The sequence below is a fragment of the Stenotrophomonas maltophilia group sp. Smal17 genome (assembly GCF_030237045.1).
GTDB classification, from domain to species: Bacteria; Pseudomonadota; Gammaproteobacteria; order Xanthomonadales; family Xanthomonadaceae; genus Stenotrophomonas; species Stenotrophomonas forensis.
In genome coordinates this window covers 56,350-78,522 of sequence record NZ_JASJSU010000009.1, presented here as the reverse complement: position 1 = coordinate 78,522, position 22,173 = coordinate 56,350, and the positions used below count along the sequence as shown (strand labels likewise).

The following is a 22,173-nucleotide window of genomic DNA, read 5'->3' as shown; positions in this document are numbered from 1 at the left end:
GGGGCGACCTCGCCGTTGTACAGCTGGCCGGTGATGCGCGGCTGGTCGATGTCGCCGTGCAGGAATTCCACCAGCACCTCGCTGCCCACGCGGGGCAGGAAGCTGGTGCCCCAGTTGGGGCCGGCCACCCATTCGGCCACGGCCACCCAGCTGCCGCTGGTGTGGTCGCCGGGGGCATGGCCGGGCTGGGCGCTGCCGGTGTCGGTCAGGCCGCCGGGGTTGGGCGTGCTGCCGCGCTGCCAGCCGAACTGGATGCGCACCTGGTGCTCGCGGTTGGGGGTCACCGCCGTGTTGGCGATGCCGACCACGCGCGCGGTCTGCGGGCCGTGCAGGGTAGGGCGGTCCTGCGGCAGGGCGCGCAGCGGCACGCCACTGCCGGTGGCGATGAAGCTGTTGCGGTAGGCACCGCGCTCCAGTGCCGGGCTGCCCAGCAGGTCGGCGATGCCCTGGTCCAGGTTGTTCAGGGCCACGTGCTGCACCGCCAGCAGCTGGAAGGCCTGGCCTTCGTGCTGCGGATGCTGGGCCAGGCTGAAGGTGCTGCCGGCGGCCAGCTGGCGCTCGCTGCCGCTGCCGCTGTAGAGCACCTGGCCGACGCGCAGCGCATCCAGCCGCGCCTGCGCTTCGGCGTCGGCCCAGCCGGACTGCGCGAAGCGGCCGGCGCGCGGCTGCACATAGACCTCCAGCGCCGGCAGGCTGCCAGCGTCGGCACTGGACTGCGCGGCCACGGCACCGACCTGCTCGCTGTGCCAGCTGGCCACGGTGCTGGCATTGGGCACCAGCTGCTGGCGCTCGGCGAAGGCGGTGATGCCATCGCTGGCCTCGGCCATGTCGGCGCGATGGAAGCGCAACGTGCCGCAGTCAGGCAGTTCGGCACCCGGCTCGAACACCACCAGAGTGTGCGCGGCCTCATCGCCCTGTGCCTGCTCGATGCGCCAGGCCAGGCCGGCTTCGGCCAGCAGGCGGGTGACGAAGGCCCAGTCGGTCTCGCGGTACTGGGTGGTGATCGCACGGACCGGCAGTTCGGCCTGCACGTCGAAGCGGAACACCGCCTGCGGGTAGTCGGTGAAGATCTGCTCGCAGATGGCGCGGGTGTCCTGGTCCTGGAAGATCACCGCATTGCGGCGCAGCCGCAGCAGCGCCGTCCAGGGTTCCAGGATCAGGCGGTAGCGGGCCAGGCCGCCATCGCTGCCCAGCTGTGCCGCCTCGGTGCACAGGCCATGCCACTGCCGCAGCGAGCCGTCGGCCTGGCGCAGCTGCAGGGTCAGCGGCTGCTCCAGCCAGGATTCCAGTTCCAGGAAGGCGTCGGTGGCCAGGCAGTCGATCTGCAGGCGGTTGTCGCCGCAGACCGACTCGGTGCCTTCGAAGCGTTCGACGACCAGGTCTTCCTCGGGCCCCTTCAGCTGGATCAGGCGTTCGCGATGGGACAGCGAAGCAAGGGATGCGAGCAGTGCGGAGCTTGGGATGTCCATATCATCAGGCTCATGGCAGGGTGATCGTGATGTGGGCAGTGCGCTCGGGCATCTGCACCACGTCGTTGTAGGCCGCCAGCTGCTGGCGCGTCTCATGGCCAAGATAGGTGCGCATGCCGAAGAAGGCGACGATGCCAAAACAGCCGACCACCACTGCCGGCAGCCACAGCGGCACCACGCGGCGCAGGCTGTGGCGCACATTGTCCGGCGGCAGCGCGTGAGGTGCGAAACCGTGGCGCTTTCCCTTCAGGTAGACGATCTCATCGCCCAGGCGGGCGGTCAGGTAGCCCAGCTTCTCGGTGCCTTCCAGCCGGTACTTGCCTTCGAAGCCCATCAGCAGGCAGTAGTGGTAGACCTCCAGCGAGGGCAGGCGCGCGGCGCCCTGTCGGCGCAGCTCTTCCAGGCGGTCGAAGAAATGCTCGCCGGCCAGGTGCTCGCCGAACAGGCGCAGCTGCAGCGGGTTGCGTTCCCAGGTTTCGTGCAACGGCGAGGGCTGTGACAGGATCGCCTCGTCCACGGCAGCACAGAATGCGTACTTGGCAGCGTAGACATCCTCGGACGCCACGCCCAGGCGCATCGCATTGCGCTCCACGCCATCGAGGAACTTCTGCACCGTCTGCACGAAGCTTTCCGCATCATGCGGCAGCTGCCCGCGCTTGAGCAGCAACAGCAGGTAGAAACCGTCGGACATCAGGTCCTGCAGGCTCTGCGGGTTGGCGGCCTGTGGTGTGGGATTGGCCATCGCGCCGTTGGCGGTCAGCGACGGCATCGGGCCCGGAGTCGGGGGCAGGGGGGAATTCATCATGAGGTCACCGCCACAAGTTCCATCTTCAGCTCGGCAATGCCGGCCGGCACGTAGATCATCACCGACTGCGCCTTGAGCATGCGCTCATACAGCGCGCCGCGCGCGTCCAGTTCGAAGTAGTGGCTGCCAGGGCGCACCGGGATCGCAGCAGGCACCTGTGCGGCATGGGTCAGCTTCACGCCCGGCAACGCAGACAGCACGCACTTCTCCACGTCATCCGGGGCGCCGACCTTGAACCGCACCGGCACGCTCTGGATCAGTTCCTGTGCCGGCAGCGACGCCGACACCGACAGGTAGAACGAGGCGTTGCCATCGATGCGCTGCGAGTCCAGCCGGCCCAGGTGGTAGGAGGGCTTGATCTCGTTGAGCGCGATCTTGAAGTAGCGCGTGGAAATCACCGTATCCAGCAGTGCGCGTACGATCTCCAGCAGCTTGCGGAACGAGGCTTCCGGCTGATCGTGGCGATACACCGGCAGGTCGCCCAGCTGGTAGGCATTGGAGAAGGTGAGCAGTGCGCCGGCCATGCGCAGCAGTTCCTGGTGCAGGCGCTCGGGATGCAGCTGCGGATGATGCAGCAGATGCGCCAGCGCACTGAACGAACTGTTGATGGTGTGCAGCAGCCAGAACGAGGCGATATCGCCGGAGCGGAACTCGATGATGTTCTGCGAGGTCTGCCGATGCAGGCCATACAGTGCGTCCACCTTGGCCTGCAGCGCGTCGAGCACCGCGCGCAGTTCGCGGTGCAGGAACGGCGAGGCCTGCAGCTGCGCGCACGGCGGGATGAACTCGTCATCCAGCTCGAAGCCGCCGCTGGAGGTGCGCCGCACGCGTGCCACCGGTACGGTGGCGTAGGCATCGCGCGGCTGATCATCGGTCAGCAGCTTCACCGCCTTGCTGAGGAAGGCCAGTTCGGCTTCCACCGCATCGGTGAACAGGTCCTGGGTGTCACGATTGGCCTGGCGGTAGCGGGCCAGCGCGGTGCCCTCGGCATCGGCGCAGTTGGCGCCGTCATCGCGCAGCAGTGGCAATGCCAGGTAGACCACGGTGGACTGCACGCCCGGCGGCAGATCCTGCAGCGACACCGCATCGGGCAGGCTGTCATGGGCCGGCGCGTCGTAGGTCTCGCCATCGGGAAACACCGCCGAGAGGTCGAGCGGACGCAGCGTGCCGCCGGCAAGTGCATGTGGATCGAAGCGCACCCGGCGCGCACCCCAGGCATAGGGATGCAGCGTCTGCGAAAGGTCCTGCAGCCGCGCTTCGTGATAGGCGTCCTGACGCTGGAAATGCTGGGGGCGCAGGAACAGCCCTTCACCCCAGAGAACCTTCGACATCCTGCTTACATAAGCCACGTTCAATCCTTGGAAATAGCTCAAAAAAATCGCCCTGGTGGGCCGGTTCCGTCATCGTCGCGCTCCGCTGCGACAAAACTCCCCATCCAGTAATGTGAAAATGTGAGTCGCTTCTCACATTTAGCGGCCCGGGGCAAACCTTGCACTGGCGATACTATCGCATCGACGAATTTGGGTGCCAGAATTCCGGCGCGATATTATTTCGCGCCTGCACAACGGATTGATGCAAGACTGCCCGGATCTCCGGAAATGCGCGTCAACAAGGCTTTGCTGTCACTGGTCAGCGCACAGGCATGGACGCCGATGGTGACCCCGTCCTGCGGCAGGGTCTTGCCCTTGGTGTCGAATGCGAGCCGCCAGCGATTCTCGGCCGGGGCGCGGAACAGGGCGACCACGCCAAGCACTGCACTTCCTTCACTCAACTGCTCGGACAATTCCTGCCGGGCACCGGGGGTCAGTACGACTTCGTTGACCGACAGCAGGTCCGCACCCAGGGCCGCCTGCTCGCCAGCCTGGTCCAGGAAGGCGTTGAAGGGGGCCTGTTCGAAGCGCTGCAGACTGCGCAGGTGGTAGATCTTGACCACCGCGGCAGTGGCCCGCTTGTCATTGCCGGCATTGAGGTTGCTGCCGGCATACAGGCGAAGCGGGACGATCGGGGGCGCCTGGGGTTTTTCCTCACGGATGCCGACCGCCTGTAGGGTCTTGTCCATCGCTTTACCCAACTTGCTGTCGCTGGCGCAACCTGCCAGGGAGCCGGACATAATCAGGGAGAAAATCGTGACGGAGATCACGCGGCGGAATCGGAAAAGTTGCGCATTCATGTGCAGTCGGCGGGCTCGGAGTGCGGGGTAAAAGGTGCGCGTATATGCGTTTTTGCTCGCGAATATCACATCGGGATGTGAAGAGTGTGTCTACCGGATTCGCCATATTCTTGACGAAATTCACTATACCGGCGCGTATTCGCGAATGTACACTGCCGCCGACAGGGGCAGGAATCCCGTGTGTTGTATCGGCGGAGATTCGGCTTCCTTTAGGAACTAATTTCGACGAGGGATCACTATGGAAGTGAAGGCAATGGGGAAGGCTGTATACCGGCCGATGTTCGCGCTGATGATGTTCTCGGGCCTGGCGGCCTGCGCATCGGCACCGAAGAAGGCCGAGGTCGTGCCGTTCGAAACCACGCTGAGCAACGCGGAGGCGCAGGTCACCGCTGGCGGTGCCGATGCCGCGATCAGCGCGTTCGAAGTGGCGGCCAAGGCCGACCCGACGCGCAAGGAGCCGTGGGTGCGCATCGCACAGCTGCAATTCGATCAGGGCCAGTACGCCCGCGCGATCGTCGCGGCGGAAGAGGTGCTTCAGCGCGATCCCAACGATCTGGTGGCTGATGGCGTGATCACCGTTGCCGGTTTCCGCGTTGCCAACCAGTCGCTCACCCGCCTGCAGGGGCGTGGTGCACTGGCGTCGGACACCGCACGCAAGGAAGCACAGACGCTGGCCACCACCCTGCGCAACACCATGGGTGACGCGATTCTCGATCCGACGCCCAAGCCCAAGCCGCGCAGCCGCGCCCGCGCAGGCCGTGCCGTCGCTCCGGCCGCCAACGCGCAGCCCGCCGCCACGCAGCCGGCCAAGCCCGCTGCCCGCTCGAACACCTCCGATCCGTTCCAGAACATCGGCAACTGATCCGGAACCGGCCCCAGTCAGGAGACACTCATGGCCAAGAAGGAAAGCATCCAGAAGCGGCTGCAGAAGATCCGCCCGCCGCGCGTCCAGCTCACCTACGATGTGGAGAAGGGTGACGCGATCGAGCAGAAGGAACTGCCGTTCGTGGTAGGCGTGATGGGCGATTTCAGTGGCAACCCGGAGCAGCCGCTGCCGAAGGTGAAGGATCGCAAGTTCGTCAACGTCGATCTGGACAACTTCGATGAAGTGATGGAAGGCATCGCGCCGCGCGCGGTGTATCGCGTGCCGAACAGGATCAGCGACGAAGGTGGCGAGTTCGGCGTCGAGCTGAAGTTCAATTCGATCGAGGATTTCCGCCCCGAATCGGTGGTGGAGCAGATCGAGCCGTTGCGCCGGTTGCTCGAGTCCCGTACCAAGCTGGCTGATCTTCGCAACAAGCTGGCTGGCAACGAGAAGCTGGAAGACCTGCTGACCGATGTGCTCAACAACACCGAGCAGCTGAAGAAGCTCGGCGTGACCAAGGAGGACTGACCCATGTCAGCTGAAGCCAGCCAGTTGGCCGCCCAGGCCGTCGAAACCGAAGAGGCGGGCCTGCTCGACCAGATCGTCGAGAAGAGCAAGGTCGCCAAGTCCAAGACCGAGCATGATCGCGCCAAGGACATCATCGCCGCCCTGGCGAAGGAAGTCCTCGACGGCACCGTGGTGGTCTCCGACAACCTCAACCTGACCCTTGACGCACGCATCGCCGAGATCGACCGGATCATTTCCGAGCAGCTCAGCGCTGTCATGCACGCCGAGCCTTTCCAGAAGCTGGAAGGCAGCTGGCGGGGCCTGCATTACCTGTGCCAGCAGACCTCCACTGGCCCGAACATGAAGATCAAGGTCTTCAATTCGCCGCAGAAGGACCTGGTCAAGGACTTCAAGTCGGCCATCGACTTCGACCAGAGCGCGCTGTTCAAGAAGGTCTACGAGGAGGAATTCGGCACGTTCGGCGGTGCACCGTTCGGCGCGCTGATCGGTGACTACTTCCTGGGCCGCCAGCCGGAGGACATGTACTTCATCGAGCAGATGTCGCACGTGGCCGCAGCGGCGCATGCGCCGTTCATTTCCGCGGCCGGCGAAGGCATGTTCGGCCTGGAAACGTTCACCGACCTGGGCAAGCCGCGTGACCTGGCCAAGGTGTTCGACACCGTCGAGTACGCCAAGTGGAAGTCGTTCCGCGAGAGCGAGGACAGCCGCTACGTGGGCCTGACCATGCCGCGCTTCCTCGGCCGCCTGCCGTACAACCCGAAGGACGGCACCACGGTCGAGGGGTTCAACTTCGTCGAAGAGATCGAAGCGGCCGACCACAGCAAGTTTCTGTGGTGCAACACCGCCTACGCGATGGGCGCGCGCCTGACCCAGGCGTTCGAGAGCTTCGGCTGGTGCGCGGCCATCCGCGGCGTGGAGGGCGGTGGCCTGGTCGAAGACCTGCCGACCCATACCTTCCGCACCGACGATGGCGAAGTGGCGCTGAAGTGCCCGACCGAAGTGGCGATCACCGATCGTCGTGAAAAAGAACTCAGTGACCTCGGCTTCATGCCGCTGGTGCACTGCAAGAATACCGACTACGCCGCGTTCTTCGGCGCACAGTCGGCACAGAAGCCGAAGAAGTACAACACCGATTCGGCCAATGCCAACGCGATCCTGTCTGCACAGCTGCAGTACATCTTCGCGGTCTCGCGCATCGCCCATTACCTCAAGGCGATGATGCGCGAGAAGATCGGCAGCTTCGCTTCGGCGGGCAACGTCGAGGAATTCCTGAACCGTTGGATTGCCCAGTACGTACTGCTGGACGATAACGCGTCGCAGGAAGCCAAGGCGCAGTTCCCGCTGCGTGAAGCCTCTGTGCAGGTTTCGGAGGTGCCGGGCAAGCCCGGTGTCTACCGCGCGGTGGCCTTCATCAGGCCGCATTTCCAGCTCGATGAGCTGTCTGTTTCGTTGCGTCTGGTCGCCGAACTGCCGGCGTCCGCGAAAAAGTCGTAACGATTTGCTTCAACTGAAGCGTCCAGGGGAGTCCGCTCCCCGGATTGCAGTGACGCTTATTTCAAGAGGGCGTAGCCCCCCTTAACCGCCAGGCCCGCGCCTGGCACATCAAATCTCACGGAAGAACGGAATTTAGGAGACCAGATATGCAGCACGCTTTCCTCTCGATTGACACCATCAAGGGCGAGTCGCACGACGACAAGCACAAGGACTGGATCGAAATCCAGTCGTTCTCGCAGGACCTGTTGCAGCCGCGTTCGGCCACCGCGTCGACCTCCGGCGGCACCACCGCAGCCCGCGTGAACCTGTCCCCGATCGAAATCACCAAGTCGATCGACCTCGCCTCCACGGCCCTCAACCAGGCCGCCTCCAACGGCACCACCTTCCCGAAGGCGCAGATCCAGTTCATGCGCGCCGACAAGGACGGCAACGCGATCAATTACTACACGGTCGAGCTGCTGAACGTGCTGGTCCACCGCGTCACCACCACGGTGGACAAGGAAGGCATGCCCCAGGAAGTTGTTCAGTTGAGCTTCGGCGCCATCAAGTGGACTTACCAGCAGCAGAAGCCGGAAGGCGGAGTTGGTGGCAAGACCGTCGCGCAGTGGAGTGCAACCAAGAACATCCCGAACTACACCGTGTGATGTTGTGTCGCTGCGATGGCGCCTCGTGCGCCATCGCAGTCTGATCGCCGGGCAAGGCCAGGAACGGCCTTGCCTTTGATGCACCGCTGCCGCCCGCACGGATGCCGAACCTGAGTGGATCGACCAATGAAGGGACTCGAACCCAGCCTGCTGGAAAAACTGTTCGACGACGCCCCCAAGCAGACGGGCGCCGGGCCGGTCTTCAAGTCCGTCTCGCTGGAGCAGTACAAGGAATCCATCGCCCGCGACCTGGAGGGGCTGTTGAACTCGCGCGCCGCGTTCCAGGAAGGCGACATGAAGGAATTCCCCAATTGCCGGCAATCGCTGCTGACCTACGGGTTGGCGGACTTTTCCGCGATGAGCCTGGCCAACGCCTACGATCGTGCTGCCATCTGCCGCTCGCTGGAGCAGGCCGTGGCGCGCCATGAGCGCCGCCTGCGCAACGTCAACGTCCATCTGGATGCGGGCAACCAGTTTGCCGGCGGGCTGCATTTCACCATCCATGCGCTGCTCGACCTGGAGCCTGCGCGCGAGCCGGTCAGCTTCGATGCGATGCTGCAACCCTCGACCCTGCAGTACCAGGTCACCCGCGCACGTCGCACGCAGGCCGCCTGATGCAGGACCTGCTGCCTTACTACGAACGCGAGCTGGGCTACCTCCGCCGTTACGGGCGCGAGTTCGCCGAGCGCTACCCGAAGATCGCCGGTCGCCTGCAGCTCTCCGCCGAGGGCAGCCAGGACCCGCATGTCGAGCGCCTGATCGAGGCCTTCGCGCTGCTCAGTGCGCGCGTATCCAAGCGCATCGAGGACGACTATCCCGAGTTCACCGACGCACTGCTGGATGTGCTCTATCCGCACTATCTGCGGCCGTTCCCCTCCTGCTCGATCGCCCATTTCGATACCGAAGGGGTGGCCTCCAAGCTGAGCGCGCCGGTACGCGTGCCGCGTGGAACCGCCGTCCAGAGTCGTCCGGTCCGGGGCGTGCCCTGCGATTTCCGTACGGCCTACGATGTGGTGCTGGCGCCGGTCGGCGTGCAGCAGGTGGTCTATCGCAGCGTCGCCGATGCGCCCATGGCGACGACCCTGCCGGCCGGAACCGGCGGCCAGATCTCGATGGGCTTCCAGCTGCTGTCCGATCAGCTGGGTTTTCACCAGCTGGGTACCGATCGCCTGCGCCTGTTCCTAGATGGCGAGCCGTCGGTACGGGCTGCGCTGCGCGATGCCCTGATGCTTGGCGTGAAGGCGGCCTACGTCGAATCCGATGGCGACGGACGCTGGCGGCGCCTGGACAGCGTGCCGTTGAGCCCGGTCGGGTTCGCCGACGATGAGGCCCTGATCGACTTTCCGGCGCGCTCGCACCCGGCCTATCGGCTGTTGACCGAACTGTTCGCCTATCCCGAGAAATTCGGCTTTGTCGACCTGCACTTGCCGTCGGTGACGGCGGGCGCCAGCCGACGCTTCACCCTTCACCTGGTGCTGCACGCCCAGGGCCAGGACCGGGGCAATGCGATGGTGCTGGAGGAGCTGGGCGCGCATAACGTGCGACTTGGCTGCACGCCCATCGTCAATCTGTTCCGCACCAGCGGCGAGCCGATCCGTGTCACCCATCGTACGGTGAACTACCCGGTGCTGGCGGATGCACGCCGCGCGTTCGCCTATGAAGTGCATTCAATCGACTCGGTGCACCGCATCCGGCAGACGCCGCAGGGCGAGCTGATCCAGGCATTCCGGCCGTTCTATTCGCTGCATCATGGCGAAGACCCCGAGCGCACCGGCCAGTACTGGGTGGCGCGGCGGGACGAAGACATCGCGCGGCAGAGCCCGGGTTTCGAAACCGAGATCAGTTTCGTCGACCTGTCGTTCAATCCGGTACTGCCGCAGACCGATACGGTCAGCCTGGAGCTGACCTGCAGCAATCGCGACCTGCCCAACCAGCTGGCGTTCGGTGTGGCAGGAGGCGACCTGACCATCGAGGGCGGCAGCCCGGCCAAGGCGATCAGCCTGCTGCGCAAGCCGACCAAGCCGCTGCGATTCCGCCATGGCCGCAACGCGCAGTGGCGCCTGATCTCGCACCTGTCGTTGAACCAGCTGTCGCTCACTGCCAGCGGGCTTCCGGCACTGAAGGAGATGCTGCGCCTGTACGACCTGTCCGGCAGCAATGTGTCGGCCCGCCAGATCGACGGAATCCTCGAGCTGCAACAGACGCCGGTGACCACCTGGATGCACGGCCGCCAGTTCGCCTCGGTGGTGCGTGGCCTGGAAATCCGCTTGACCATCAATGAGGCCCATTTCGTGGGAACCGGCGTGGCCGCCTTCGCCCAGGTGATGGACCACTTCTTTGCACTTTACGTGCATGCCAACAGCTTTACCCGACTGGTGCTGGTATCCGGCGACAGCGGAGAGGAGATCGTCCGATGCCCAGCGCGCAGCGGCGAATCGATCCTGGCGTAGCCCAGCAGCTGTTGGCCGAACCACACCGCTTCGAGTTCTTCCAGGCGGTGCGCCTGCTTGAGCAGGTGTTCCAGCGCCAGGGCGTCAAGCCCGGCCAGGCGGTGCCGATGCGCGTGCGCTTCCGCAACTCGCTGTCGCTGGGGTTTCCGGCCACCGAGTTGTCGGCCGAGGGCGAGGTGTATTCGCTCAAGGGTGAGCGGCTGTTGGACCGCGAGGCCGTGGAACAGGCGCTGCATGGTGAGGAACTCGCCGAGGTCCACCTGACGCCGCAGTTCATGGGCTTGCTGGGGACGGCCGGTGCATTGCCCCTGCACTACACCGAAACCCTGCAGCTGCGCGAGCTCTACCAGCGTGACCGGACTGCACGGGCGTTCCTGGACATCTTCTCCACCCGTGCGGTGTCACTGCATTACGCTGCCTGGAAGAAACATCGCCTGGCGCTGCAGTACGAGCTGGATCGCCGTGAGCGCTTCCTGCCGCTGGTGCTGTCGTTGCTGGGCATGGGCATGAGCGAGCTGCGCGACCGCCTGCACGAGGGCGACGGCGAGATCTTTGACCAGGCGGTGGCCTATTACGCCGGCGCGGTGCGGCAACGACCGGTCTCGGCGGCGCTGATGCAGCGCGTGCTGTCGGACTATTTCCAGGTGCCGCTGCACCTGGAGCAGTTCGTGGGCGCGTGGTACCGGGTGCCGCCGGGGCAGGCGACCCGCCTGGGCCAAGCCAACGCGGTGCTGGGCGCCAGCGCGCTGGCCGGAGATCGGGTGTGGCAGCGCGACCTGCGCCTGCGCCTGCGTATCGGGCCGCTGCGCCGCGACCAGTTCGATGCGTTCCTGCCGGGTGGCAGTGCCGCCGAAGCGTTGTCCAAATGGCTGTCGCTGCTGACCGGCGGCATTCTTGAGTATGAAGTTCGCCTGGTGCTGCGGGCCGAGGATGTACAGGGCAGCGCACTCGGTAGCGCAGGCAGCGTCCGCCTGGGCTGGGACAGCTACCTGTGCACCCGGCCGCAGGATACCTCGCGTGAGGACACCACCTATGGCATCCACACATTGCAATGACACTGCGCCGATGGCGTCCGCGCCATCGGCTCCCGAACGGTTCCAGCAAGGAGTGCGCGTTTCCGCATGAGCATCAACCTCAAGACCCTGATCAGCAAACTGGACGACACCTGCCGGCAGGCCGCCGAACGGGCGGCGAACCTGTGCATGGCACGCGGCAACTACGAGGTGGACCTGGAACACCTGTTCCTGGCCCTGCTGGAACAGCCGCAGAGCGATTTCGTGTTGATCGCACGGCGCAGCGGCATCCTGCCGGAGTCGCTGGAACGCGATCTCAACGACGAGATCAGCCAGTTCAAGACCGGCAACAGCCGCACTCCGGTGTTCTCCCAGCACATTCCCAAGCTGTTCGAGCATGCCTGGCTGATCGCCTCGCTTGACTCGGAAACCACCCGCATCCGCAGCGGCCATCTGCTGCTGGCCCTGCTGACCGAACCCGACCTGGCGCAGCTGGCTTACCGGGGCTCCAAGCTCTTCGTGCGCTTCAAGCGCGACGAGCTCAAGCACGACTTCGCCAAGCTCACCGAAGGCTCGCAGGAAGCGGTGCAGACCGTGCGCTTCGCTGATGCCTCGGCCGGCGGTGAAGCGGGCGAGGACGAGGGTGCGGTGCCGGGCGAGGCCAAGGGCGGCCTGTCCAAGACGCCCGCCCTGGACCAGTTCACCACCAACCTGACCCAGCGGGCGCGCGATGGAAAAATCGACCCGGTGATCGGCCGCGATGGCGAGATCCGCCAGGTGATCGACATCCTGATGCGCCGTCGCCAGAACAATCCGATCCTTACCGGCGAGGCCGGCGTCGGCAAGACCGCCGTAGTCGAGGGGCTGGCCCGCCGCATCGCCGACAAGGACGTGCCGGACGTGCTGCAGGGGGTGGAGCTGCACACCTTGGACATGGGCCTGCTGCAGGCTGGCGCCAGCGTCAAGGGCGAATTCGAGAACCGCCTGAAGAACGTGATTGACGAGGTCAAGAAGAGCCCGCATCCGATCATCCTGTTCATCGACGAAGCGCACACCATGATCGGTGCCGGCGGTACCGCCGGCCAGAACGATGCAGCCAACCTGCTGAAGCCGGCACTGGCTCGCGGCGAGCTGCGCACCATCGCCGCCACCACCTGGGGCGAGTACAAGAAGTACTTCGAGAAGGACGCCGCGCTGGCGCGCCGCTTCCAGGTGGTGAAGGTCGAGGAACCGAGCGAGGCGCTGGCTGCGGCGATGCTGCGTGGCATGGTCGGGCTGATGGAGGCGCACTTCAACATCCGCGTGCTGGATGAGGCGGTGACCGAAGCAGTGCGCCTGTCGCACCGCTACATCAGCGGCCGCCAGCTGCCGGACAAGGCAGTCAGCGTGCTCGACACCGCCTGTGCGAAGGTCGCGCTGGGGCAGAGCGCCACTCCGGCGATCATCGAAGACACCCGCAAGCATCTGGACCGGCTGCAGGCGGAGATTTCCGCACTTCAGCGCGAGACGGCCGGTGGCAGCGACCAGCATGGCGAACGCCTGGCCGAGCTGCATGCACAACAGGCCGAAGCGCAGGCCGTGCTGGCCAGCAACGAAGAGCGCCTCGGCCGCGAACGTGACCTGGCCGGCCGCATCGCCGTACTGCGCCAGCAGATGGAGCAGGGCGAGGCTGCATCGGGCGATCCCGAGCCGTCCAGCGACGACAACGAAGGCGATGTTGCCGTGGCCAAGCCGGCTGCCAAGCGCGGCAAGGCCAAGGCCGAACTCTCGCCGCAGCATGCCGAGCTGGCGCGGTTGCAGGCCGAGCTGCGTGAGCTGCAGGGCGAAACCCCGATGGTGCCGTTGCAGGTCGACGGCACCGTGGTGGCCGAAATCGTCTCGGCCTGGACCGGCGTGCCGCTGGGTCGCATGGTCAAGGACGAAATCCGCACTGTGCGTACGCTGGGCAATCTGTTGGTCCAGCGCGTCATCGGCCAGGACCATGCACTGGATGCGATCGCCCAGCGCGTGCGCACCGCGACCGCCAAGCTGGAAGACCCGAACAAGCCGCGTGGCGTGTTCATGTTCGTCGGCCCGTCCGGTGTCGGCAAGACCGAGACCGCGCTGGCCCTGGCCGACATCCTGTATGGCGGCGAGCGCAAGCTGGTCACCATCAACATGAGCGAGTACCAGGAAGCGCACAGCGTGTCCGGCCTGAAAGGCTCGCCGCCGGGCTACGTGGGTTACGGCGAAGGCGGCGTGCTGACCGAAGCCGTGCGCCGCAACCCGTACAGCGTGGTGCTGCTGGATGAAGTCGAGAAGGCCCATCCGGACGTGCTGGAAATGTTCTTCCAGGTGTTCGACAAGGGCATGATGGATGATGCCGAAGGCCGTGAGATCGACTTCCGCAACACGCTCATCATCCTTACCTCCAACATCGGTTCCTCGCAGATCATGCAGGCCTGCCTGAACAAGCCGGCCGAAGAGATCCCCGGCGCGGAGGCATTGTCCGACGCGCTGCGCCCGGTACTGATGCGCACCTTCAAGCCGGCCTTCCTCGGTCGCCTGAAGGTGGTGCCGTATTACCCCATCAACGATGACGTGCTGGCGCAGATCATCACGCTCAAGCTCGGCCGCATCCGCGACCGCGTCATCGCCAATCACAAGGCCACCTTCAGCTGGGACGACAGCCTGGTGGAGGCCGTGCTTGCACGTTGCACCGAAGTGGACTCGGGTGCGCGCAACGTTGACCACATCCTCAATGGAACCCTGCTGCCGGAAATCGCCGAGAGCGTGCTGGCGGCAATGGCCGAAGGAAACCGGATCAACGCCATTAAGGTCACCGCCGGCAAGAAGGGTGACTTCAAATACAAAGTGTCATGACACTGAGCAGAAGGAGAACGCTGATGGAATTCTATGGATTTGACCGCGAAGCGGCCCTCAACCACTGCGACAGCCTGGAACTGGGGCTGGGCCGTGAACTGGACCGCGTGCGTGCCTGGAACCGGCTGCGCCCGGAGCATGTGATCGAGCTGCTGGACACGGCCGTGCCCGCCGCCCGCCAGGATGCCCGCAACGTCGCCGCGCAGATCAGCCGGGGTTCGTGGCGCATCCACATGGATGCCCCGGTGGTTGGCAAGCCGCAGCTGGTGAGCAACGTACGCGAACTGCAGATCACCGCCGGCGGCCGCGATTACCGCCTGAAGATCAGCGAGGGCGTGCGCCTGCAGCTGGAAGAGATCGTCCAGGCGGCCTGATGGCCGTGCGTGCCTGCGCCCCGGTCGGGACGCAGGCCGCGCGGGCGCGGGAAGCGGAGTACACCGATGCGCATGCCGCATGCAGACCACCTTGAGGTACGGGAAGTAGGGGAAGCACCATGGATCTGGTAAACAACCTGCGGGCCGCGCTGGCCGGCCCTTCGCACGCCCAGCGCTTCCTGCGGCTGCACACGTCGCTGGGGAGCGATGTGCTGGTGGCCGAAACCCTCGATGGCGTCGAGCAGATCGACGGCATGGGTTTCCAGTGGACGATCACCGCCCTGTCGTTGGACGCCGGCCTGCAGCTGGCGCCGTTGATCGGGCAGGGTGCGCTGCTGCAGCTGCAGCAGGCCGATGGCAGCCTGCGCCCGTTGCACGGTCGCATCACCGCCGCCGAACGGCTGGGCAGCAATGGCGGCCTGGCGCGCTATCGGCTGCGCCTGCAGCCGTGGCTGGCGTTCCTGTCGCAGCGGGTGGACAGCTACGTCTTCCACGACAAGACCGTGGTCGAGATTGTCGAGGACCTGTTTGCCGACTACAGCGGGCTGGCACCGGCCTGGCGCTGGTCGCTGGGTGACGCCAGCCAGTACGCGCGGCGCAGCCTGACCACGCAGTACCAGGAAAGCGATCTTGCCTTCGTCCAGCGCCTGCTGGCCGAGGAGGGCATCTATTACTGGTTCGAGCATGCCGGCGAGCCCGGCGGCGCGGACTTCGGCACGCACACCCTGGTGCTGGCCGACCACAGCGACGACACCACCGAACTGGGCCGCGTGCGCTTCCATCGCCGCGACGAGAGCGAGCGCAGCGACAGCGTGCAGCAGTGGTCCACCGCGCACCGCTGGCGGCCGGGCAAGGTCGAACGTACGACCTGGGACTACCGCACCCTGGAGCGTCGCCAGGCCAGCGCCGAGGCCGAGCAGGGCAACGACCTGGGCATTGTCGACCGTGATACCTGCGGCCCGTATGGCTGGCAGGACAACGCACGCGGCCAGCGCCGCGCGCAGCAGCATCTGGACGCGCTGCGCGTGCGCACCCATACCATCGACGGCGCCGGCCAATGGCGGGCATTGGCACCGGGCGCGCGCTTTGGCCTGTCGCAGCATCCGCAGGTGGGCGAGGACGCACAGTTCCTGTGCCTGTCGGTGCTGCACCAGGCGCGCAACAACCTCGATGCCGACGTGTTCGACGCTCTGGAACAGACCCTGGGTCCGTCCAGCGTGGCGGTGCCGGCGCTGCCGGATGCGCTGTCCGGGCTGGCCTACGGCCAGGCGCCGGGCGAGGTGTCCACCGCCTTCTACGATAACCGCTTCGTCGCCATCCCCGCCGAAGTGAACTACCGGCCGCAGACCGAGGACGGCCACGGCGCGCACCTGCATCCGCGGCCGACCATCACCGGCACGCTCAGCGCGATCGTGGTCAGCGACGGCGACCCGTTGCTGTCCGACCGCGACCATCGCATCAAGGTGCAGTTCCCGTGGCAGCGCGGCGGCAACGCCAGCAGCGGCCTGGCCCATCCCGGCGGCGACGACAACGCACCGGCCAACGGAGGCGCCTGGACCTGGGTGCGGGTGATGACCCCGTGGGCCGGCGACAACTGGGGCGGGGTGGTGCTGCCGCGGCGTGGGCAGGAAGTGCTGGTGGCGTTCCTGGAAGGCGATATCGACCGCCCGGTGGTGGTCGGTGCGGTCTACAACGGCCGTGGCCAGCAGGACGCACAGCACAACCAGATCAACGGCGGGGGCGCCACCGCCACCGGCAACGCCGCCGCCTGGTTCGAGGGCAATGACCACGCGGCGGTGTACACCGGTTTCAAGAGCCAGGCGCTGGCCGACAGCCAGGGCGGCACCGGCGGCTACCAGCAGCTGCGCTTCGACGACACGCCCGGGCAGGGCCGCGCGCAGCTGTCCACCACCCAGCACGAGACCACGCTGACCCTGGGCCACCTCAAGGGCGGCCAGGACAATGTGCGCGAAGGCGAGCGGGGTTTCGGCGTGGAGCTGTCCACCCAGGCACAGGGCGCGCTGCGTGCCGGACGCGGCCTGCTGCTGACCACCGAGCAGGGCTCGCCGCAGATGGCCGCGCCGCAGGCATTGAGCCAGCTGCAGGAAAGCCAGCAGCTGCTGCAGCAGCTGGCCGAATCGGCCGCCAACCAGCAGGCGCAGCTGCCCGGCGAGCCGACCGAGCTGCCGGTGGACACCACCCTGACCGAGCTGCAGGAGACGCTGCGCGCCACCTACAGCGGCAGTGCCGCCGGCAGCATCGCCGGCGGCGATGGCGAGGCACCGGGCTGGAGCGCGCCCGTGCTGCTGGGCAGCGGTGTGGCCGGCGTGCTGAGCCTGACCCCGGCCGACCAGGTCTGGGTCAGTGGCACCCACACCACGCTGGCCAGTGGCGTGGCACTGAACTGGATGACGCAGGGCTCGCTGACGATGGCGGTGGCCGGCGGTCTGGTGATGTACACCGCCGGCGTGCAGCCCAGCGGTGAAAGCCCGAACCAGGAGCGCGGCATCGCGTTGCACGCCGCGCAAGGCAAGGTGAGCGCGCGTGCGCACAAGAACCAGATGATCGTGGCGGCCAAGACCCAGGTGCGCATCGCCAGTACTGAAGCGGACGTGCAGCTGTCGGCGCCGAGCAAGCATCTGCTGGCGACGGCGGCCGGTGCCTATATCCGGATCGAGGGCGACAACATCGAACTGGGCGCGCCGGGAAAAGTGGAGTTCAAGGCCAGCCAGCGGGATTGGGTGGGGCCAGCGAGTGTCAACGCACCGCTGGTACTTCCTAATCCAGCTGACGCCTACAAGCTCAAGTACGTGCTTCGCGATTTCGCGGGACAGCCGATGCCGAACTCACCGTATGTGCTTGTGATGCCCGATGGCAGTGCACGGGAAGGTACCACCAATGCGCAGGGTGAAACCGAGCAGGTGGTGACCAAGGGCCCGCAGAACATCCATCTCTTCGTCGGCGACGGTGAAACCAAGCACGAAGGCTATTACCTCAACGACGAAGCGTAAGCGCGCAGACCGTTACGGCGCGACAAGGAAGACACCATGGCAACTGGAAATTTCAGACTCTATTACCTGGCTGACAACGGCCAGCAGCGTCCTGCCGCGAAGGTCCGCTACCGGATCCTGCAGCTGCCTGATCGCAACGAGGTCGTCAATGGAACAACCGACGCACAGGGCCTCACGAAGTTCGTGAATACCACGCCGAATCCGTTGCAGAACCCGTTGGACAAAGGTGTCAAGCCTGCTACGCAGGCACCGTTCCTTCCGCCCTCAACAATACGATTCCAACTGGAAGTCTGGGACTTCGACCAGCGCAAGTGGGCGCAACCGGACTTCGCTGGCCGCCAGAAGAAGGCGGTCTCGCACGACATCGAGCTTCAGCTCAACAGCACCATCATGACGATGGCACCGATCCAGTGCGCGCTTGAACTGCAGCCCTATTTCCGGGTGAAGTTCCAGATGCAGGCTGACCAGAAGGCGCTACCCAATGCCCCTTACCTTGCCTATGCGGTGGATGCAAAGGGACGCGAAGTTGCTGGCAACGACGCGGCGGGCCGGCCAATCAAAGGAAATACCGACAAGAACGGCATGACGCCGCGCATTACCTGCAACGGGCGTCGTCGCTTCAATTTCAATCTGCCGGGAAGCAAGGTCGGCCGCAACACTGACATGCTGGAGCCATTGATCAAGGGACAGTCCACCACGCTATATGTGCTTGGCATGAAGAGCCAAGTAGCCATGAGCGAGTCTGGGCAGGGGCGGACAGCCAGAGTCGACGGCAAGATCAGCGCGCCCGCAGTGCTCAACGCCGAGGCACGCGAGCTGCTGTTGCTGACGCCGGATGTCTGGAACGAGTTCGAAGAACTCAGCGGCATGATCGAGAATACGATGGCCGGTCTGCACCGATCCAGGGCGAATCTTGACAATGCGTTGCAGGGGCGCGATGCCGAAGCAGTAGCCGCCGCCGAAAAGGCGTTGGGTATTGCTGAAGACAATGTGGCGAAGATGCTGAATGACAACTTCTCGAAGCTGACAGACTTGAAGGAGGTTGTCACCTTCGAGACCTACGACAAGGGCAGGCACGCAGGCAACGGAAGTCTGGCTGATCGTTCCGGCCTACGCCGTCGCTACATTCCCGCCAAGAAGTACGAGGAACTAAAGAAGCGGCGGATCATGGGTATTCCCACAGCGGTGAACACCTCTGTCGGCACCAAGGTCAAAGGTGGTCCGGTCAGTGGCTCCAGCGAGGGCAAGCACGAGGTGACCGGCACCAAGCCATTCGACGCGGCGGACTTCAAGAAGTCAATCCGTTCCATCACGCTGCAGGCGAAAGCCGAGACAAAGATGGATCCGTTCGTCTTCGACATCATCGACGCCGGCGGCAACGAGTTCGTGGAGCACGTCCAGAAAAGCGATTCATATGAAGTTGCGAGCGCTTCGCAGTGGCTGCGTTTTGTTGCGGGCGCAGGCGCCAGCAGCGCTGCTACGTGGAATCCTTCAAAGGGAGTTGCGGCAGCGAAGGCTGAGGCCAATGCCTCTGCCAAGTTGATTCTGTTTGAGGGGAAATGGACGCACAGCTACTCCGTTCCAAGCATCAAGGGATGGCAGATGCAGTTCGGGGATGTCGATCTTGGAGCGATCGTTTTTGTACTGGCCTGTGAGCTGTACGGGTTCGTTGGCGCCAAGGGCACGCTCGCCGGCTCTGCTGAAATCAAATACGTAGGCAAGAAGCCCGTTGCTACCGCCCAACAGCGTGACCGTTCGCAATCGCTCGCCGAGAATTTTGACAGCCAGCGGGGGCTGCCGCGCGCGCAGCTTGATCCAGCCCGGGTGCGCATGCTGGGCATGAATGAATCGGCTCCGAAGGGGAGCGGAGCGGGTGTTCAGCTGACCGCTGAGGTTTTCGCAGGCGTGGAGGGGGGGATCACGCCTTCTGGTGATCTGCGCTGGTTGCCGCCAGATCGCAAGGAACCTGTGAGCTTCGCCAAGATTGCATTGGATGTGGCAGTCAATGCGGGCGCAGGCGCAAGCGCGCAACTCAACATTTACTTCAACAGCGGGAAGTTCCGCATTCGTGCATCTGCACGACTCTGCTGGGGTGTAGGCGCAAAGGGGGCAGTGGATTTCGCCGTGGACGCAGGTGGCATGCAGGAATTCGTGAAATGGGTGTTCTACCAGTTGGCCCACTCCGGATTCATCAAGCTTACCTATATCGCGCAGGACGCATTCAACGTTCTCTCCAAGTTGTTGTTCATGGTCGTTGCAGAGGATAGCCCGATGGGGGTACTCCTCTCCGAGAACATTGCTGCTGTCAATTTTGAGTTCAACGCACTTCAGAATCGTCTAAAGAAGGCAGCTGCCCGAGATGCTCTGGTCAACCGGATCAATAGTAAGCCTGACTGGCTGATCTACGCGACGCCAGAAGCCAGGGGCATGCTGCTGTACGCCGTGACTCGACACTATCCCGAATCACATGCGCGCAATCTTCCCGAGTTCTCTCCGGGTTGGGGCGACATCGAGATCCACGCGCTGCCAGGGCACAAGCAGGCTGTGCTGAACATTCTGCAGCCGGTCACATCCAGGCCGGAGTGGATGAATGTCATGCAGCACATGACTATCGATGGCGCGCGTCGACCCGATGCAGGGAAAGCGGAAGGCGATGTGGTGCGCTTCCTCGATTACGGCTACTCGTTGAACAACGATCTCCCGAGCGTGTTCGGAACGATGAACAAGCACTCCCGCGACAAGGTTGGAGATGTGGGGAATTCCTATCTTCAATCATTTCTTGAGAAGCGGTCCAAGTTGCTCAATGAATTCCCGAAGGGCTATGAGGTAGCCCAGATCATGATGATCGACGACCCAGTTCAGCTGGCAGCTCTGGACGGTAGTGAAGCGCCTACTTTCGCAATGATGGATCCGCCGGGGCTATGGCTTGATCGAGATGATAAAACGATGATGGCCTGATACCTGAGGGAGTACGTCTCGCGTACTCCCTCCGATGGAGCATGCTCAATCGCGAACGACACATCGGAACCCGTATCCATAGTTCTGATTGGCCTGAATGTCCCTTCCTTTTGGATCCTTCCGCTTCGCCGCATCAGGCGCACGGGATGTACGTGCGAACGTCATCGACACAAGTGCGAGCGAGTCCCCTCCTTGATTTGTGCTGCTGCGAATGACCTTTTCACTCCCCTTCTTTGGCCCTTGCGGATCGCGTAGGTCCTCGCCGGTATAGCTGGCCTCATACCAGTCCTGAACCCATTCATGGCCGTGATCGATCATGTCGTAGAGCCCGGCGGGATTGGGTGGATATCTGCCCAGAGCAACGCCACTTCCGTCCATATTCTGATCGAAGCTGGCTACATTTCGACCATCGTCGATCTGACCATTGTCAGTCGCGTAAATCACCATCTTCCCGCCTGAGCGTGCGGCATACTCCCATTCTGCCTCGGTCGGAAGTGTGGCTCGCTTACCAGTCGTGCTTCCCAACCAAGCGCAGAACTCTTGCGCCTGAGTCCAGCTCACCCCCGCTGACGCCTTTACATCCTTTCGATAGAGGCCTGCATCGATATCGGAGGTGCCGATTCGGGGGCGTCCGGTGCTATCGGAGAATGCATCGTACTGTTCAACCGATATCTTGTGAGCAGTTATCGCGAAGTCACTCAGCGTGACCTTGCGAAGAACATCGTCGTTGGTCTCGCCGCTGTAAGGAAGCTTGTCGACATTGTGCACTGGGCCAAAGTCACCCATCAGAAAGGTTCCACCCTTCATCCGAATCAGATCCTGGGTGATCTGCTGCTGAAGGCTTGCGCTTGCGTCAGCGCTCCCTTGGACTTGGGGAGCGCTATTGGCGGATTTGCCAGCGCATGCGCTAGGGGCAAGGGGAAGGAGGGCGAGAATCGTAATGGGCCACAGTCGATAACTACGCACATTCAGCTCCTTCTTTGAGTCGCCAGATTCTAGCAGCGTCGGCGGAATCATTGAGTGAACCCATGCTCAGCCTTCATTGCCGAGCTTTGATCAATAGCGGGTTCTGGGACGAACCTGTGGAGAGCGCCGCGTCATGTGTAGGGTAGCGCAAGTCATCGGCCTGCATTGAGCCGCCCAACTCCGGCGAGCCTCGGAGGCGATCCCATAGCCCCGCTAGCGGCGGTGCCCAGACCTCGTGGCGGGACTCGGCACCGCATGTCAGCAAAAGCCGAGAGGCGTACCTCCGCGATGGCAAGGAAGGAATGTGCTGCCGCTAGAACTGGATCACCGTCCTCGGTATGACATTCGCCCTCAACACAGTCGGCAGGTTCGAGTAGGGTAGTCATGCAGATCGGGGCTCGGCTGGTGGAACTGGGCTGCCCGACTTAAGGTTGAAGATGTGGGGAATTCCTATCTGCAATCGTTCCTTGAGAAGCGCTCGAAGCTTCTCAAGGAATTCCCGAAAGGATATGAAGTAGCCCAGATCATGACGATCGACGACCCGCTCCAACTGGCTGCGCTCGA

Annotated in this window: 16 protein-coding genes; 11 read left to right on the top strand and 5 right to left on the bottom strand. The window is 64.2% G+C overall.

Annotated elements, in window-relative coordinates; translation table 11 throughout:
* From QRO93_RS04590 to tssJ, 4 genes are all read right to left on the bottom strand, one after another.
* Positions 1-1,469, bottom strand: a 1,469-nt coding sequence (locus QRO93_RS04590; protein WP_285303972.1) for a type VI secretion system Vgr family protein, incomplete at its 3' end; no start/stop codon positions are given.
* A 10-nt stretch (positions 1,470-1,479) separates the two neighbouring features.
* Positions 1,480-2,271: a type IVB secretion system protein IcmH/DotU gene (icmH, locus tag QRO93_RS04585; RefSeq protein ID WP_040007497.1), complete on the bottom strand. Its 792-nt coding sequence runs from the start codon at positions 2,269-2,271 to the stop codon at positions 1,480-1,482.
* Positions 2,271-3,605: a type VI secretion system baseplate subunit TssK gene (gene tssK, locus QRO93_RS04580; protein WP_053450038.1), complete on the bottom strand. Its 1,335-nt coding sequence runs from the start codon at positions 3,603-3,605 to the stop codon at positions 2,271-2,273. Before tssK ends, icmH begins: the two co-directional genes overlap by 1 nt.
* Positions 3,606-3,820: 215 nt before the next feature.
* Positions 3,821-4,444, bottom strand: coding sequence for a type VI secretion system lipoprotein TssJ (gene tssJ, locus QRO93_RS04575; RefSeq protein ID WP_053450037.1), 624 nt, complete (start codon positions 4,442-4,444; stop codon positions 3,821-3,823).
* A 238-nt stretch (positions 4,445-4,682) separates the two neighbouring features.
* On the opposite strand from tssJ, the gene QRO93_RS04570 reads away from it, so the two are divergent.
* The 11 genes from QRO93_RS04570 to QRO93_RS04520 all read left to right on the top strand — a co-directional run bounded on the left by QRO93_RS04570 (position 4,683) and on the right by QRO93_RS04520 (position 20,643).
* Positions 4,683-5,306: a tetratricopeptide repeat protein gene (locus QRO93_RS04570; protein ID WP_087944931.1), complete on the top strand. Its 624-nt coding sequence runs from the start codon at positions 4,683-4,685 to the stop codon at positions 5,304-5,306.
* A 30-nt stretch (positions 5,307-5,336) separates the two neighbouring features.
* Entirely contained in the window at positions 5,337-5,837 is a 501-nt protein-coding gene (gene tssB / locus QRO93_RS04565) for a type VI secretion system contractile sheath small subunit (RefSeq protein WP_006465402.1), read from the top strand.
* Positions 5,838-5,840: 3 nt separating this feature from the next.
* Positions 5,841-7,331 (top strand): type VI secretion system contractile sheath large subunit, encoded by a 1,491-nt coding sequence (gene tssC, locus QRO93_RS04560; protein WP_006465400.1) that lies wholly within the window; start codon positions 5,841-5,843, stop codon positions 7,329-7,331.
* Positions 7,332-7,477: 146 nt separating this feature from the next.
* Positions 7,478-7,975, top strand: coding sequence for a type VI secretion system tube protein Hcp (locus QRO93_RS04555; protein ID WP_006465355.1), 498 nt, complete (start codon positions 7,478-7,480; stop codon positions 7,973-7,975).
* A 126-nt stretch (positions 7,976-8,101) separates the two neighbouring features.
* A complete protein-coding gene (gene tssE / locus QRO93_RS04550) occupies positions 8,102-8,590 on the top strand; it encodes a type VI secretion system baseplate subunit TssE (RefSeq protein ID WP_006465264.1) in 489 nt (162 codons plus the stop codon).
* Positions 8,590-10,425 (top strand): type VI secretion system baseplate subunit TssF, encoded by a 1,836-nt coding sequence (gene tssF / locus QRO93_RS04545; protein WP_008268648.1) that lies wholly within the window; start codon positions 8,590-8,592, stop codon positions 10,423-10,425. The genes tssE and tssF overlap by 1 nt, the downstream gene beginning before the upstream one ends.
* Positions 10,389-11,480: a type VI secretion system baseplate subunit TssG gene (gene tssG / locus QRO93_RS04540; protein ID WP_006465179.1), complete on the top strand. Its 1,092-nt coding sequence runs from the start codon at positions 10,389-10,391 to the stop codon at positions 11,478-11,480. The genes tssF and tssG overlap by 37 nt, the downstream gene beginning before the upstream one ends.
* Positions 11,481-11,546: 66 nt before the next feature.
* Positions 11,547-14,300 carry a type VI secretion system ATPase TssH gene (gene tssH, locus QRO93_RS04535; RefSeq protein ID WP_180881009.1) on the top strand — a complete coding sequence of 918 codons (2,754 nt, stop codon included), beginning with the start codon at positions 11,547-11,549 and terminating at the stop codon, positions 14,298-14,300.
* Between the two features lie 23 nt (positions 14,301-14,323).
* On the top strand, positions 14,324-14,674 hold the full coding sequence (locus QRO93_RS04530) for a hypothetical protein (protein ID WP_006465048.1): 351 nt from the start codon (positions 14,324-14,326) through the stop codon (positions 14,672-14,674).
* 119 nt (positions 14,675-14,793) lie between these two features.
* The gene (gene tssI, locus QRO93_RS04525; protein ID WP_285303970.1) at positions 14,794-17,685 is read left to right on the top strand and encodes a type VI secretion system tip protein TssI/VgrG; all 2,892 of its coding nucleotides are present in this window, start codon (positions 14,794-14,796) and stop codon (positions 17,683-17,685) included.
* 36 nt (positions 17,686-17,721) lie between these two features.
* The gene (locus QRO93_RS04520) at positions 17,722-20,643 is read left to right on the top strand and encodes a DNA repair protein (protein WP_180880281.1); all 2,922 of its coding nucleotides are present in this window, start codon (positions 17,722-17,724) and stop codon (positions 20,641-20,643) included.
* A gap of 45 nt (positions 20,644-20,688) precedes the next feature.
* Here QRO93_RS04520 and QRO93_RS04515 read toward each other — a convergent pair whose 3' ends face one another.
* Complete coding sequence (locus tag QRO93_RS04515) at positions 20,689-21,660, bottom strand: SUMF1/EgtB/PvdO family nonheme iron enzyme (protein WP_180880279.1); 972 nt, start codon at positions 21,658-21,660, stop codon at positions 20,689-20,691.
* Between the last annotated feature and the right edge of the window lie 513 nt (positions 21,661-22,173).